The organism is Luteolibacter sp. Y139 (genome assembly GCF_038066715.1).
In the GTDB taxonomy this organism is placed as follows: domain Bacteria; phylum Verrucomicrobiota; class Verrucomicrobiia; order Verrucomicrobiales; family Akkermansiaceae; genus Haloferula; species Haloferula soli.
In genome coordinates this window covers 221112-235834 of sequence record NZ_JBBUKT010000007.1, presented here as the reverse complement: position 1 = coordinate 235834, position 14723 = coordinate 221112, and the positions used below count along the sequence as shown (strand labels likewise).

13 protein-coding genes are annotated in these 14723 nt (G+C 62.1%); 7 read left to right on the top strand and 6 right to left on the bottom strand.

The annotated features are described in order from the left end of the window. Positions 1-5: 5 nt before the first annotated feature. Positions 6-1058, bottom strand: coding sequence for a sugar phosphate isomerase/epimerase family protein (locus tag WKV53_RS18180; protein ID WP_341406205.1), 1053 nt, complete (start codon positions 1056-1058; stop codon positions 6-8). A 220-nt stretch (positions 1059-1278) separates the two neighbouring features. On the opposite strand from WKV53_RS18180, the gene WKV53_RS18175 reads away from it, so the two are divergent. After that, positions 1279-2481, top strand: coding sequence for a bifunctional 3,4-dihydroxy-2-butanone-4-phosphate synthase/GTP cyclohydrolase II (locus WKV53_RS18175; protein WP_341406204.1), 1203 nt, complete (start codon positions 1279-1281; stop codon positions 2479-2481). Between the two features lie 8 nt (positions 2482-2489). After that, positions 2490-2804 (top strand): L-rhamnose mutarotase, encoded by a 315-nt coding sequence (rhaM, locus tag WKV53_RS18170; RefSeq protein ID WP_341406203.1) that lies wholly within the window; start codon positions 2490-2492, stop codon positions 2802-2804. Positions 2805-2909: 105 nt separating this feature from the next. Here rhaM and WKV53_RS18165 read toward each other — a convergent pair whose 3' ends face one another. From WKV53_RS18165 to WKV53_RS18150, 4 genes are read right to left on the bottom strand one after another with little or no spacing between them, the layout of a single operon-like run. Then, positions 2910-4244, bottom strand: coding sequence for an aspartate aminotransferase family protein (locus WKV53_RS18165; RefSeq protein ID WP_341406202.1), 1335 nt, complete (start codon positions 4242-4244; stop codon positions 2910-2912). Positions 4245-4248: 4 nt separating this feature from the next. Next, positions 4249-5721 (bottom strand): NCS1 family nucleobase:cation symporter-1, encoded by a 1473-nt coding sequence (locus tag WKV53_RS18160; RefSeq protein ID WP_341406201.1) that lies wholly within the window; start codon positions 5719-5721, stop codon positions 4249-4251. 5 nt (positions 5722-5726) lie between these two features. Beyond that, positions 5727-7160 (bottom strand): dihydropyrimidinase, encoded by a 1434-nt coding sequence (gene hydA, locus WKV53_RS18155; protein ID WP_341406200.1) that lies wholly within the window; start codon positions 7158-7160, stop codon positions 5727-5729. Positions 7161-7211: 51 nt separating this feature from the next. Next, positions 7212-8711: a CoA-acylating methylmalonate-semialdehyde dehydrogenase gene (locus WKV53_RS18150; protein WP_341406199.1), complete on the bottom strand. Its 1500-nt coding sequence runs from the start codon at positions 8709-8711 to the stop codon at positions 7212-7214. A 219-nt stretch (positions 8712-8930) separates the two neighbouring features. Between WKV53_RS18150 and nagB the strand changes: the two genes are divergently transcribed. Both nagB and WKV53_RS18140 read left to right on the top strand, forming a co-directional pair. Beyond that, positions 8931-9680, top strand: coding sequence for a glucosamine-6-phosphate deaminase (gene nagB, locus WKV53_RS18145; protein WP_341406198.1), 750 nt, complete (start codon positions 8931-8933; stop codon positions 9678-9680). A 37-nt stretch (positions 9681-9717) separates the two neighbouring features. Then, entirely contained in the window at positions 9718-10029 is a 312-nt protein-coding gene (locus tag WKV53_RS18140; RefSeq protein ID WP_341406197.1) for a hypothetical protein, read from the top strand. A gap of 12 nt (positions 10030-10041) precedes the next feature. On the opposite strand, the gene WKV53_RS18135 is transcribed toward WKV53_RS18140, so the two are convergent. Continuing rightward, positions 10042-10284, bottom strand: a complete 243-nt coding sequence (locus WKV53_RS18135) for a hypothetical protein (protein WP_341406196.1) — start codon at positions 10282-10284, stop codon at positions 10042-10044. Positions 10285-10387: 103 nt separating this feature from the next. On the opposite strand from WKV53_RS18135, the gene WKV53_RS18130 reads away from it, so the two are divergent. Genes WKV53_RS18130 through WKV53_RS18120 form a run of 3 tightly spaced genes read left to right on the top strand, consistent with a single transcriptional unit; the run spans position 10388 to position 14713 of the window. After that, entirely contained in the window at positions 10388-13033 is a 2646-nt protein-coding gene (locus tag WKV53_RS18130) for a carbohydrate-binding protein (protein WP_341406195.1), read from the top strand. 55 nt (positions 13034-13088) lie between these two features. Continuing rightward, positions 13089-14051, top strand: a complete 963-nt coding sequence (locus tag WKV53_RS18125; protein ID WP_341406194.1) for a diacylglycerol/lipid kinase family protein — start codon at positions 13089-13091, stop codon at positions 14049-14051. Continuing rightward, positions 14024-14713 carry a SanA/YdcF family protein gene (locus tag WKV53_RS18120; RefSeq protein WP_341406193.1) on the top strand — a complete coding sequence of 230 codons (690 nt, stop codon included), beginning with the start codon at positions 14024-14026 and terminating at the stop codon, positions 14711-14713. The genes WKV53_RS18125 and WKV53_RS18120 overlap by 28 nt, the downstream gene beginning before the upstream one ends. The last annotated feature ends 10 nt before the right edge of the window (positions 14714-14723 follow it).

Below are 14723 nucleotides of genomic sequence, written 5' to 3'. Positions count from 1 at the left end.
GATCTTTATTGGTTGGATTTGTCGAACGCGGCGTCGAAGGCGACGGTATTGCGCGGGAAATCGAGGTTCTTGACGAAGGCGCAGCTCTCGGTGGCACCATGGAAGCGGTCCATCCGGCCGTCTTCCCACTCGATCGAAAGCGGTCCGTTGTAGCGCGTGTCATTGAGCGCGACGATGACTTCCTCGAAGTTGATGTCGCCGCGGCCCACGCTGCGGAAATCCCAGTAGCGGCGCGCGTCGCAGAAATCGGTGTGGCCACCGAAAACGCCGACCTCGCCGGTGCCGTGGCCCCACCACACGTCCTTCATGTGGGCATGATGGATGCGCTCGGCGAACTGATAGATGAACTTCACGTAGTCTACCCCTTGATAGCCGAGGTGGCTCGGGTCGTAGTTGAAGCCGAAACGCTTGTGGCCACCCACAGCTTCAATCGCACGCTGTGCGGACACGATGTCGAAAGCGATTTCGGTCGGGTGAACCTCAAGCGCGAAGTAAACGTCCTCCTTGTCGAAGGCATCCAGGATCGGCTTGAAGCGGCGACCGAAGTCATCGAAGCCCTTTTGCAAATACTCCTGGCTGGTCGGGGGGAAGGCATAGAGCGCGCCCCAGATCGAGGACCCGGTGAAACCATTCACCACGGTCTTGCCGGAGCCAGCTGGCTTGGTCGCCATGTATTCCTTCCCCGCATCGAAGAACTTCCGCGCGGCCTTTGCCGTGTCGATCATCTCCTGAGCGGCACGCTGGCGGACGCCTTCCGGATCACCATTGCCCCAGACGTGCTCGGGCAGGATCGACTTGTGGCGATCGTCGATGGGATCGCAGATCGCCTGGCCGACGAGGTGGGCGGAAATCGCGTAGCAGGCGAGGCCGTGCTTCTTCAGCAATTCCCAGCGGGCAGGAATATAAGCCGGATCATTGAGCGCGGCTTGGACATCGAAGTGGTCACCCCAGCACGCCAGCTCGACGCCGTCGAAGCCCATGGCCTTGACCTTGGGGAAAAGTTCTTCCGCGGGGATGTCGGCCCACTGGCCGGTGAAAAGGGTTACAGGTCTGGACATAGCGTGGGTAGAATGGTGCGCGGAGATTGGCGAAGGCCTTTCACCGGGGGAAAGGGAAAATCCCCAAGATCCGTGAAAATTGCGACATCATCCGGTATCCTTCCGGCCGCCCCCGGCCGTCAAACCTGTCTGACAACCCTACCCTTTTGGGAAACCTCGCGACCGCACATCCTGCCCTCCCCCTTGACCTGCGGCGCACCACGGATGACGCTGCCCGCGCATGGCCACCCCGCTTGAATTCAGCCCCGTTGAGGAAATCATCGCCGAGATCGCCGCCGGCCGCATCGTCATCGTGGCAGATGATCCGGACCGCGAGAACGAGGCCGACCTGATCGCCGCGGCCTCGCTGTGCACACAGGAAACGATTTCCTTCATGGCCGTCCACGGCCGCGGCCTGATCTGTGCTCCCATCACCCAGGAGCGCGCCGAGGAACTCGAACTCCAACAAATGACCCGCCGCAATCGCGAGGTCCTGCGCACCGCCTTCACCGTCTCGGTCGATGCGGCCAAAGGCGTGACCACCGGCATTTCCGCCGCCGACCGTGCCCGCACCGTCCAATTGCTCGCCGACTCGACCGCCAAGGCCGATGACTTCGTCCAGCCCGGCCACATTTTCCCGATCCAAGCCCGCGCCGGCGGCGTCCTCCGTCGCGCCGGTCACACTGAGGCCGCCGTCGATCTCGCCCGCCTCGCCGGCCTGCCCTCCGCAGGCGTGATCTGCGAAATCATGCACGTCGACGGCACCATGGCCCGCGTCGGCGACCTCGGCGATTACCAGCAGACCCACGGACTGAAAGCCTGCACCATCGCCCAGATCATCCAGTGGCGCCGCCGCTCCGAGAAGCTCGTGGTGCGGGAGGAAACCATCAAGCTGCCCACCGACCACGGCGAGTTCGATTGCCATCTTTATCGCGTCGAGACCGATGGCTCACATCACCTCGCCCTCAGCCGCGGCAAGATCGATCCCGACACCCCGACCCTGGTCCGCGTCCACTCGGAATGCCTCACCGGCGACGTCTTCCTTTCCCAACGCTGCGACTGCGGCGGCCAACTCGACGCCGCCATGGAGCACATTTCAAAGGAAGGCGGCGTGCTCCTCTACCTCCGCCAGGAAGGCCGCGGCATCGGCCTCGCCGCGAAAATTCACGCTTACAAGCTGCAGGAGCAGGGCTTCGACACCATCGAAGCCAACGAAAAGCTCGGCTTCCCCTCCGACCTCCGCGACTACGGCATGGGTGCCCAGATCCTCTGCGACCTCGGCGTCCGGAAGATCCGCCTGCTGACGAACAACCCCAAGAAAGTCGTCGGCCTCGAAGGCTACGGCTTGGAGATCGTCGAACAGCTCCCCATCCGCCTGCCGGAAAATGTTCACAACGCCCGCTACCTCGCCACCAAGCGCGAGCGCATGGGCCACCACCTCTAACAGCAGCCATGATCCGCAAGGCCTTCGTCATGTCGGTCAACGCCGGCGCGGAAGAGGAATACGAGCGTCGCCACCAGCCAATCTGGGACGAGTTGGCGGCGGTGCTAAAGGCACACGGCGTCCACAACTACTCCATCTTCCTGCATCCGGAGACACGCCAGCTTTTCGGCTATGCCGAAATCGAAAGCGAAGAACGCTGGGCCGCCATCGCCTCCACCGAAGTCTGCCAGCGCTGGTGGAAACACATGGCCGAAGTAATGCCATCGAATCCCGACTCCTCACCCGTCTCGGCACCGCTTCGCGAAGTCTTCCATTTGGACTGACGAAAGCGCAGATGTCACGACGCCGTGGGCTGAAAGCCCGCGGCCATAAGGGGTGTCGACATTCCGCCGACGCGGCATGGACAGCAAGTCCACGCCACCATCAAATCACACGGTCGCCAACGCCTCATCGATCACCTCGATCATGAACTCCGCATCCGCCTCGGTGATACACATCGGCGGCTTGATCCGGAGCACATTCCCGAACAGCCCGCCCTTTCCAATCAGCAGCCCGAGCTCCTTGCACTTCTCGAACACCGCCGCGCATTCATCCCGCGCTGGCTCCTTGGTCGCACGATCCTTCACCAACTCTACACCCAGCATCAGCCCCGGCCCGCGGACCTGACCGATCAACGAATGCTTCTCCGCCAGCCGGTTGAAGCCCGCGGTCAACTGAGCCCCTATCTTCAACGAGTTCGCCTGCAATCCCTCCTTCTCGATCACCTTCAACACCGCGCGCCCCTGCGCCATCGACACCGGATTGCCCCCGAACGTATTGAAGTGAATCCGAGTCGCCAGAGTCTTCGCGATCTCCGGCGTGGTCACCACCGCCGCAAGCGGGCAACCATTCCCGATCCCCTTCGCCATCGTGACAATGTCGGGAATCACACCCTGCGTCTCAAAGCCCCAGAAGTGCGTGCCCGTGCGTCCGAAGCCAGCCTGCACTTCATCCGCAATGCACAGCCCACCCGCAGCGCGCGCGTGCTCATACGCATGCTTCAAGTAACCATCCGGAAACACCACCGTGCCGCCAACACCTTGGATCGACTCGGCGATGAATGCCGCGATTTTTCCCGAGCTACCGAAGCGGACAAGATCCGCCACATCCGCTGCGTATTTCTTGCCCGCATCCGGATCATCGCTGCCGAAGGGACCGCGATAGATGTCCGGCATCTGCGCATGCTGAACACCGAAGGAATGCGGCACATTGAACTTCCACGTGTGATGCGAGGTCAGCGCCATCGCCGACGGACTGCCGCCGTGGTAGGCATTGCGTAGAGCGATCGCGTCGTAGTTCCCGGTGTAGGCGCGGGCCATCAACAAGGCCAAATCGTTCGCCTCCGAGCCGGAATTCACAAAGTAGCACACCTTCAGATCCCCCGGCATCTTTGCCGCAAGCTCCTTCGCATACAGCGCGATGTTCGGATTCAGGTAGATCGTCGTGGTGTGGGAGATCGTCTCGTTCTGGAGATTCGCCGCAGCCACCACCTCGGGATGGCAATGCCCCACACTCACCGTGACGATTCCACCGAAGCCATCGAGATAACGCCGTCCCTTGTCATCGAAAAGATACTGCCTCTTCCCCTCCACGATCGCGATCGGCTTCTTGTAGTAGTGAAAAATGCCGGGACTCACATAAGCCTGTCGCAGCGCGAGGATCTCCTCCGGCGAAGGACCATCGTAAGGCATCGGAGTGTAGTCGAAAGGTGGAAGCGTGGCCATGGGATTAGGGATGGATTTTGACCGGAGCGATTTTGCGAAAGACGAGGTAAAGGACGAAGGCAATGGCGAAGCCGACAAACCACGCCTGTTTGTAGAGAACTTCCAGGAAGTCAGGCACTCCAACGGCATCCAGCACTTTGATCTCCACGAGGAAGCCGGGAAGATTCGGCAGCACCGCCACAGCAAAGGCCCCGAGTGCTGCGTAGCTAAAGCCGCTGGAATATCGATACCGGCCGTTCATCCGGTAGAGATCATCCACGTCCAGCTTCCGGTGACGGATCACGAAGTAATCCGCAATCATGATACCGGCGATAGGTCCTAACAAGGCGCTGTAGCCGAGCAACCACGTGAAGATGTAGCCAGTGGGATCCGTCACCAGCTTCCAAGGCATCATCAATACCCCGATGATCCCGGTGATGAAGCCGCCGGTGCGAAAGGAGATCTTGCTGGGTGCCAGGTTGGCAAAGTCATTGGCAGGACTGACAACATTCGCCGCGATGTTCGTGGCCAGGGTGGCGACGCAGAGAGCGAGCATCGCAATAACCAGCACCACCGGATTCGTGAAACGCGTGAGCACCTTGACCGGATCCCAGATCCCGTCACCTCCATAGATCACCGCAGTGGCTGAAGTCACCGCCACTCCGATGAAGGCGTAGAGACCCATCGTCGGTGCCAATCCGATAGACTGCCCGAGAATCTGGTCCTTCTGCGAGCGAGCATAGCGCGTGAAGTCCGGAATATTGAGCGAGAGCGTGGCCCAGAAGCCGACCATACCGGTGAGCGCACCGATGAAGAAAAGCGGAAACTGCCCTTCCTTTGGCTGACCGGGACCGAAATCGGAGGGCTTCGACAGCATCGGCCCAAAACCACCTGCCGCGCTATATGCCCAACACAAGAGAGCCAAACCGAGAATGATCAGCAACGGAGCCTTGATCGAAAGCAGCACGCGGATCGTGTGGATGCCACGATAGATCACCCACATGTTAATGCTCCAAAAGAAGAGGAAGCAGACAAGTTGGCTCGCGTTGATACCGAGACCGGAAATGGCTGCTCCTGCCGCCATCGAAGGAAAGAACACAGCAAGGATCTGATGGATGGCATCGCCACCGATCCACGCCTGGATGCCGAACCACCCGCACGCGACCAAGGCCCGGAGCACCGCGGGCACATTCGCGCCAAGAGTGCCGAAGGAGGCGCGGCAAAAAACTGGAAAAGGAATGCCATAGGCCGCCCCCGCATGGGCATTCAGGATCATCGGCACCAGCACGATGGCATTGCCGAGGAAAACAGTGAGCACCGCCTGCCACCAATTCATCCCCTTCTCCACCAAGCCCGAGGCCAGCATGTAGGTGGGAATGCAGGCCGCCATCGACACCCACAGCGCGGCGAAATTCCAGTAGGTCCACGTGCGCCGCTCCGGCGGGACCGGAGCAAGGTCCTCGTTGGTCAGGCGTTCGTCGTGGAGAGGTTGGTGCATGTCGTCTAGCCCTTCGACTTGCGGGGAAGGAAGTTCCCCCACCCCTTCTCGCCACACCAGATGCCATCACGCACCATCACCTTGCCGCGAACGGTCACCAGCTCCGGACGACCTTCCACCGGCCAGCCTTCCCATGCGGAGTAATCTGTCGCCATCGAGTGCGTGGCAGCGGAAATGGTGCCGCGCCACGCCGGATCCCAAATCACCAGATCCGCATCACTGCCGATGGCAATCTCCCCCTTTTGCGGATACAGCCCAAAAATCTCCGCCGCACGAGTGCTCGCCACTTTGACGAAGGTGTGAAGATCAATCCGACCGGTGGCAACACCATGGGTGTAGAGCAGCTTCACCCGCTCCTCCACACTCGGGATCCCATTCGGAATGAGCGTAAAATTCGCCGCCTTTCCTGTTGCCTGGAACGAAGCATCCACAGCCTTACCAGCTTCCGGATGCCCCATGTGCTTCTGAGGAATGAAATCAAACGGCGCATGGTCCGTAGCCACCGTGTCGACGGTTCCATCCGCAATGCATTGCCACAGGAAATCCTGATGCTCCTTCGCACGGATCGGCGGGCTCATTACCCACTTCGCCCCCTCGAAGTCCGGCTTCTCCGCATAGCTGCTATCGAGCGTGAGATAGGGAGCCACCGTCTCGATCCCGGCCTTCACCCCACGAGCCCGCGCCTCCGTGATCGCCTCCACCGCCGGCTTGCAACTCGTATGGACCACATACACCTCCGTGCCCGTCATCCCCGCGAAGGTCATCAAGTGATGGCAACCTTCCGCTTCGACTGAAATCGGCCGCGACGGCTCATGCCACTCCGGCCCCGTCTTTCCCTCCGCGACCAACTTCTTCTGCGTCTCCGCAACCAGTTCCGCATTCTCACAATGCGCAGTGAGCACCGCACCCAGTTCTTTCACCGCGACCAGCGTCCGATAGAGCTCCGTATCGTCGATCCCGAAGGCACCCTTGTAAGCAAGGAAGACCTTGAACGACAGGATCTCCTCCTCCGCCACGATCGCCTTCATCGCCTCCGCCGTGGAGTCATCGAACTTCGTGATTCCCGCGTGAAACGTATAGTCGCAGGAAGCGAGTCCCGCCGCCTTGCTCTTCCACAGCCGGATCGCCTCCAGCGGATCCTCCGCCCGCGACGGGCAGCACATCTCAATCAGCGTCGTGGTGCCACCCATCAGCGCCGCCTTGCTTCCACTCGCCCAGTCGTCCTTCGAAAACGTACCCATGAAGGGCAGGTAGATGTGCACGTGCGGATCGATGAAACCCGGAAACACATACTTGCCCGAGGCATCGATCACCTCCACACCCGGCGGCACCGGCAAATTGGGCCCTATGGCCGTAATCACGCCATTCTCGCTCAGGACGTCGGCGGTGAAGCGCGCCGTGGAAGTGACGATCTCGCCGTTGCGAATCAGCAAACTCATATTCTGTTAGAAAATCACGAAGTGCACTTCGATTGATGATTGGAGATTTCCTCACTTCGCCCACACCTCGCCGTCGCCGAAGGAGAACCAACGCGTCGTCGTGGTCTTGCGCTTGGTGAAGAACTCAACGCCCTCTTTCCCCTGGATATGGAGATCGCCGAAGAAAGAGTCATTCCACCCGGTGAACGGAAAGTAGGCCAGCGGCGCAGGCACGCCCACATTGATACCCACCATGCCGGCACTGACATTGCGGCGAAACTCCCGCGCAGCCTTCCCGGAATTCGTAAAGATCGACGCCCCGTTGCCGAAAGCCTGCTGGTTCGCGAGGGTGATAGCGTCTTCCAGCGACTTCGCGCGCAGCACCGCCAGCACCGGACCGAAGACCTCCGTCTCCATCAACGGATTGTCCGGAGTCACGTGGTCAATGACCGTAGGCCCAAGGAAGAAGCCATCGGGCGCATCGTCGATCTTGGTCTTGCGTCCATCCGTCAGGACCTTCGCCCCGGCATGTTCTCCGGCATCCACCAGCCCAGCGACACGCGCCCTATGCTCGGCCGAAATGACCGCACCCATGTCAGGCTGGGATTCACGCTTGTCAGTCGGCCCGACCTTCATCGCCCCGACCAGATCCGCCAACGCAGGCAAAAGCTTGTCACCCGCCTCACCCACCGCCACCGCGGTGGAGCCCGCCATACAGCGTTCCCCCGCGCAGCCAAAGGCCCCATCCTTCACCGCCTCCACCGTCCGATCGACATCCGCATCCGGCATCAGGATCACGAAGTTCTTCGCACCACCCGCAGCCTGGACCCGCTTGCCATGCGACGTCCCCTTGCGATGAATCTCGCGTGCCACCGGCGTCGAGCCGACAAAGGAAATCGCCGCCACATCCGGATGCTCCAGCAACGCATCCACACAATCACGTCCACCATGCACGATGTTCAGCACGCCCGGCGGCAGCCCAGCCTTCTCTAACAAAGCCACCACCCGCTGCATCGTGAGCGGCACCTTCTCGCTCGGCTTCAGGATGAAAGTATTCCCACAGGCGATCGCGATCGGCCACATCCACATCGGCACCAGCGCCGGGAAATTAAACGGACAGATCCCCGCCACCACTCCCAGCGGATGCCGGTCCGTATGACAATCGATGCCACGCGCGATGTTCTCCAGCGACTCCCCCATCAGCAGCGTCGGGATGCCACACGCGAACTCCACCACTTCGATCCCGCGCCGAAGATCACCACGCGCCTCGGAGAGCGTCTTCCCGTGCTCGGTGGAAATCCCAAGGCACAGCTCCTCAAAGGCATCCTCTAACAAAATCTTCACCCGGAACAGCACCTGCGCGCGCTCGTTCGGCGGCGTGTCCCGCCACATCGGAAAGGCAGCCTTGGCCGCAGCCACCACCTCATTCACCTCGGCCGCACCACACATCGGGACGGTGGCGATGACGGAACCGCGGGAGGGATTGAAAACCTGGCTGCTCCCCTTCCCTGTCACCTCCTTCCATTTTCCACCGACATACAAGGGGCAAGTCTGATCAGCAGTAAGGCTCATGATAGGGCTCTCCTGCGGAAGAGCAGGATCATCCCGTCTCTAGCGGAAACCATGCCGTTCCGGCAAGACTGCTTGTTGTTTTCCCGGGCGTTTCCGGAAAACGGGAGGTAGGATGTCCGGGAGAAGCACGCCCCAAGCCATCGCTTTTTCGCAAATTCCCTGCGCTTTTGCGACCCGTTTGATTTTGACAATCCTCGCTCCCAACTTCACCTCCGCCTCATGACCGAGTCCGCTCCCGCCCGCGTCTTCGCAGATCGCACCGAAGCCTGCCGTACCCTTGCAGTCGGGCTCGCGGAACTGGTCTCGTCGATCAATGCATCCGGGCGTCCCGCGGTCCTCGGTCTCGCCACCGGCCGCACCCCTCTCCCCTTCTACGCCGAGCTCATCCGCCTCCATCGCGAGGGCCAGTTGTCCTTCGCCAACGTCATCACCTTCAATCTCGACGAATACCTCGGTCTGCCAGGAGGCCACCCGGAAAGCTACCGCGCCTTCATGCAGCGCGAGCTGTTCGCCCACGTCGACATCCCCTTGGGAAACGTCCACATCCCGGACGGCAGCGTGACCGATATACCCGCCCACTGCACCGCCTACGAAAAGGCAATCCGCGATGCCGGCGGCATCGATTTCCAGCTCCTTGGCATCGGCCGCACCGGTCACATCGGCTTCAATGAACCCGGCTCACCGCGCGACAGCCGCACCCGCCAAGTCCACCTCGACCCGATCACCCGTGAGGACGCCGCCCCATCCTTCGGCGGGCTGGAGCACGTCCCGACCCACGCCATCTCCATGGGCTGCGGCACCATCCTCGAAGCCCGCAAGATCGCCCTCCTCGCCTGGGGCAAGGCGAAGGCATTCATCGTGAAGGAAGCACTCACCGGCCCGGTCACCGATCAGGTGAGCGCGTCCTTCCTGCAAAATCATCCCGACGCGACCTTCTACCTCGATGCCGAGGCAGGCGCTGAACTTTGATTGACGCGAGGGAGACCGGATTCAGTCTCTAACGGTCATGAATCCATTCCAGTCGCTTGCCGTCGTCGTCGGTGCGGTCGCTCTTTCCTCCTGCATCCCACCAGCCCCCGGCGGCTACTATCCGCCACCAGTGCCGGGGCCACCGCCAATGCCCGGTCCACCCGTCCCCGGCGGCGCACTCCAGGCCCAGCGCGACCAAGCCTACCAGCAAGGCTGGGGCTTCGGCCGCAAGGACGCCATGCAGCATCGGCAGGCAAACTACCTGCTCTACAACAACTACTACACCTCCGCGACCAAGCAGGCTTTCGCGAACGGCTACATGAATGCCTATCGCCGCTTCCGCCACTGAACCGGCCGCCGTTCAAAACGGCCCTATCGGAGGAGACCAGCCTGCGTGCTGATTACGTCGGCGCTGCTCCTCGCGCTCCCGCTCTTCCTTCTCCTTCGCGATCGCACGGCGCTCGTCGATCTCGCGGATCTCCGCCTTCATCTCCGCGACCTCGTGATCGGCGAGGCGCACATCTTCCGGCAGAAGCCCACCGCAGTAGCCGCAGCGGGCATGCTGGCGGCTGTAGAGCAGGCGCTGGCAGTGGGGGCAGTTCATCGCACCCGGAATACGTCCAAAATTGGCGCTCCATATCAAATCCCCCACGGACGTGGGGGCGATGCAATCTTGAAGGCGGTGACACGGCAGTTCAGCCTGCGGTGTGTTCGATAAATCCGCCCGTCTCGCAGCTCGCTTCCTGCTCGGTCACATCGCCGCAGCTAGCCCTGTCTTCTCACAGGAGAACACGAGTATGCCTGCCGATCTACCCGACTTCCACTGGCACCTCACCGCGCGGCCTTGGCAACCGGTCACCACCCCCGACTCGGAGTGGCTCAGCTCGATGGAAAAAGCCGTCCGCGCGATGGCCCCAATGCAGCAGTGGGACCCGGCGGACCCCGCAAACGTGATGAACGGCGCGATCATCGATCCCATCGACAAGAAGGAGATCCAGTACGCCACCCCGCTGTTCGCCTTCAATATCGCCGTACTCTACCAGAAAGGCCACGTAATCGATCTCCTGCCGCAAGCCGCACGCGCGCTCGACCGCTGCACGCTCGATATCTCCGACGGCCCCGCCAACGACTGGCACGGCGAGTTCTTCTGCGCCGCGATGGTGAAAGCGCTGCGGATCTTCTCCCCCTTGGAAGGCAAGTTTCCCGACTTCACCCCGGAGCGCATGAAGAAATGGCGCGAGCGGATGAGCTCCGATCGCACGCACTTCATGAACATGAAGGTGAAGCAGAACTGGCGCACCTTCGCGATGAAGGGCGAGTGGCTGCGGCAGCAGGACGGCTACATCACCGATGGCGTGAAGTGGAACGAGGCGAATTGGACCGAGAAATCCGAAGGCGGCCAGCGCGACCGCTTCCGCCGTGACCCGCACTTCTTCCTCTATCACGACGAGACCGCCAATCCTGAGACCTTCGCCTACAATGGCGCGACCACCGCGAACCTGCTCGATATGTTAGAGAACGGCTACGACGGCGCGTCGGCAGCTGACATGCGGGAAACCATCCGCCGCAACCTGCAAGCATCGCTGCTCATGATGAGCGGCTCCGGCGAAGCTCCGGGCGGCGGACGCACCGGCGAACACATCTGGGACGACACCGTCTATGCAAACGCCTTCGAACTCATCGCCCAAGCAAGCAAGCGCGAGGGCAAGGAACAGCTGGCCGGACAATTCCGCCACGCCTCGCAGCTCCTGTTGGAGAGCCACTCCCGCTTCCAACAGGAAAGCGGCCTCTTCTCCATCACCAAGAACGCCTTCCCTCCGGCGATGAAGAACCGCTACGCCACCTGGAGCGGCATCGCCAACTACGAGGGCTTCACGCTCACCTGCCTCGGAGAAACACTGCTCGCACGGAAATCGGACATCCCCCAGCAACCGACTCCCTCCGAAATCGGCGGCTATGTCGCGACACTCGATCCAACCTTCGCCAATACCTTCCTCAATGCCGGCGGCATGCAAGCCCAGCTCTGCACCCGCGGCGAGACGGATGCCTACGGCGGCGTGCAGTGGCACGTGCTGGGCATCACCCGCTTCAGCCGCACCGGCTGGGATGGCCGCCTCGGCCCGGGCGCAGGCCATGTGAATCCGGATTTCAGCGACGGCGTGAGCTTCGCCCCATGCTTTCTGGAAGACGGAAAATGGAAGCGCGTCTGCTTGGAACCGAAGCGCTTCGAAGGCCGCTTCGAGCCGGAGTTCGTGCACCCGCTGCTGACCCGCGGCACCTTCACCATCGCGCCCGTATCAGGACAAAGCGGACCGTCATTCGCGATGCGCCTCACCCTCACCCCCGATGGCGCGCGAGTCGAAACCGCACGCACCAGCGGCACGAATGAATTCGGCGTGACCTGGCCGCTGTTCGAATTCGACGGCAAGACGATGCTCGACACCCGCATCACCGACAAGAGCGCCACCACATCCTATCCGCCGGCCTCCACCATGTTCGCCACCACCCAGGCAGAGCAGGCGGCCATCTCCGGCGGCGCGGTCGTCACCGATCGACCAGGGCTCTACGGCACCGGCGCGGTGAAATTCCCCGCCAGCGGCGGCTCGCTCGAGTGGAAAGGAATCGACGGCGCCAAGGGCGGCCAGACGCGGCTTGGCTTCCGCTACTCACTCGGCATCGACCCAAAGACCTCACGCCACGGCAAGCTGACCGTCAACGGCGGTTCCCCCCGCGACGTGCTATTCCCAAGCACCGGCGGCCGCGAGTTCTGGCATCAGGTCGAGCTACCCGTGACACTGGCACCTGGCACGGCGAACACCGCCAAGCTCGAGTTCACCGACGAAGGCGCGGTGATCGATGAACTCCGCTTCCATCTCATCTCGGCCCCCATGACCGAGCCCGACCAGCAGAACTTCATCGCACTGGACGACGACCACCATCTAGACACGAGCGAGCCATCGGTCCGCGGCGGCTATGGCGACTTCAAGCCCGTGCGGGTCACCAGCCTGGCGGGGAAAGTCGTCGACACCTTCGTCTACCCCCGCAGCGCCGGTGACCCGGACGCGGAAAGCGTGCGCGCCAGCTTCAAGCGGGACGGGAAGGACTTCACGTCCGTTCTCGGCCGGGTAAAAGGCACCCTCTACGTCGGCCGCACCTCCGCCGGCGGCGTGGGAAATGCCATCGATCTGGACGGGGATGGCACCGACGACGCCAGCTTCAGCGAATCCTGTGGCTTCATTCTCCAGCTCAAAGACGGCAAGATCCTCCGGCTGGAAGCCGACCGGGCCGTCAAAGCCCGGATTGCTGGCAAGGAAGTCGCGCTCACCGCGTATACGCCGGTGAGCTTTGAATGAGGTCCTGCACCATTTCGGGTTTGGCATTTCCCCTCGCCCGGCTTCCATTCGGGGCGTGAAGGGACCTCACCGGTATCCGCTGCTTTTCAACCCCAAGGCACGCAGCCAGAAAGGCCGCCGCGCCCTCGGCTTTTTGATGGATCACGCGACCCGTTTCGCGCTCTACGCCACCAATAGCGCCGAGGAAGCCCGCGAGCTCGCCGCCATGTTTGCCCGCAGTGGCGAGCCGGTCGTCATCGCCGCCGGGGGAGACGGCACGCTGAATGCCGTGGTCCAAGGCCTAGCCGGTTCGCAGACCGCGCTCGGTGTCCTGCCCGCCGGCACCATGAATGTCTTCGCCCGCGAGCTGGGCATCCCCTTCGACAATCTCGCCCGCGCCTTCGAGGTCATCGAAGAAGGCCGGGTCCAGGAAATCGATCTTTTCGAGGCCAATGGCATGCCCTTCGTGCAAATGGCCGGCGTCGGCTTCGACGCCATGGTCATCGAGGAAACGACCTGGGAGAGCAAGAAGGTCCTCGGTCCCCTCGCCTACCTGCTGGCAGCGGTCAAGGTCCTCGGTGAATCGCCACCGAAGATGCTGGTGACCTGCGACGATGGCACCCAGGAGGAAGGCGTCGCCGTCCTGGCCGGAAATGGCTCGCTCTACGGCGGCCAGTTCAAGCTCTTCCACAAGGCCGACAACAGCGACAGCATGCTCGACGTGCTCGTCTTCAAGGAAGCCGGCTACAAGCTGGTGCTAGATTCGCTGCGCGGGCTCGCCCTCGGTGACTTGGAGCACGCAGGATCCACCGTCAGCTACCTGCAGGCCCACTCGCTCCGCGTCACCGCAGATCGCGAGGTGCCCGTGCAGGTCGATGGCGAACTCGCCGGGCGCTGCAAGGAAGTGGCATTCAGCAATCAGGACCCCGGCCGCCTGCGGGTCCTTGCACCCGAGGAGCCAATCGGCAGCCGCTTCGCCGAGGCGGTGAAAGCGATGGTCTCGTGGACCAAATGGAAACCGGTCGAGCAGAAGGTGTGACGTGGAAGCCGGCTTGGAAGCGCTGGCTGAAGCGGATCTTCATCACGGCAGGAGTCCTTGGCCTCCTTGGGGTCGGCTTTATCGCATGGGCCAATTTCGCCGCCGTGCACGCCGGCAGTGGCAAGCTATTCGACGATGTCTCGAAGGTCCCCGCGGGAAAGGTCGCCTTGCTCTTCGGCACCGATGATCGCTTCCAGGGCCGCGAGAACCTCTACTTCCGCTACCGCATCGACGCCGCCGAAGCCCTCTGGAAAGCCGGCAAAATCCGCCTGATCCTCGTTTCCGGCGACAACAGCGAGAAATACTACAACGAACCGGAGAAGATGAAGAAGGCGCTCATCGAGCGCGGCATCCCGAAGGACCGGATCGTCTGTGACTACGCAGGCCTGCGGACCTTGGACTCCGTGGTCCGCGCCAAGGAGGTCTTCGGACTCACCGACGTGCTCTTCATCTCACAACGCTTCCACAACGAGCGCGCCGCCTACCTCGCCATGGCAAACGGCATGACCTGCGTCGGTTTCAATGCCCGCGACGTGGCCGGCCAAGGCGGCCTGAAAACCAAGCTCCGCGAAGTCGGTGCACGCGTGAAGATGTGGCTGGACGTTCGAATCCTGGGCACCAAGCCGAAGCACCTAGGCGAAAAAATTCCGCTGCCGGAGTAGGAGCCGCAAA

Bases quoted from the DNA above. Each gene is read 5' to 3' on its own strand.
- WKV53_RS18140 (WP_341406197.1), top strand. From the start codon at position 9,718: ATGAATCCATTCCAGTCGCTTGCCGTCGTCGTCGGTGCGGTCGCTCTT.
- WKV53_RS18175 (WP_341406204.1), top strand. From the start codon at position 1,279: ATGGCCACCCCGCTTGAATTCAGCCCCGTTGAGGAAATCATCGCCGAG.
- WKV53_RS18180 (WP_341406205.1), bottom strand. From the start codon at position 1,058: ATGTCCAGACCTGTAACCCTTTTCACCGGCCAGTGGGCCGACATCCCC.
- WKV53_RS18120 (WP_341406193.1), top strand. From the start codon at position 14,024: ATGGAAACCGGTCGAGCAGAAGGTGTGACGTGGAAGCCGGCTTGGAAG.
- WKV53_RS18165 (WP_341406202.1), bottom strand. From the start codon at position 4,244: ATGGCCACGCTTCCACCTTTCGACTACACTCCGATGCCTTACGATGGT.
- WKV53_RS18135 (WP_341406196.1), bottom strand. From the start codon at position 10,284: ATGAACTGCCCCCACTGCCAGCGCCTGCTCTACAGCCGCCAGCATGCC.
- WKV53_RS18150 (WP_341406199.1), bottom strand. From the start codon at position 8,711: ATGAGCCTTACTGCTGATCAGACTTGCCCCTTGTATGTCGGTGGAAAA.
- WKV53_RS18160 (WP_341406201.1), bottom strand. From the start codon at position 5,721: ATGCACCAACCTCTCCACGACGAACGCCTGACCAACGAGGACCTTGCT.
- nagB (WP_341406198.1), top strand. From the start codon at position 8,931: ATGACCGAGTCCGCTCCCGCCCGCGTCTTCGCAGATCGCACCGAAGCC.
- rhaM (WP_341406203.1), top strand. From the start codon at position 2,490: ATGATCCGCAAGGCCTTCGTCATGTCGGTCAACGCCGGCGCGGAAGAG.
- hydA (WP_341406200.1), bottom strand. From the start codon at position 7,160: ATGAGTTTGCTGATTCGCAACGGCGAGATCGTCACTTCCACGGCGCGC.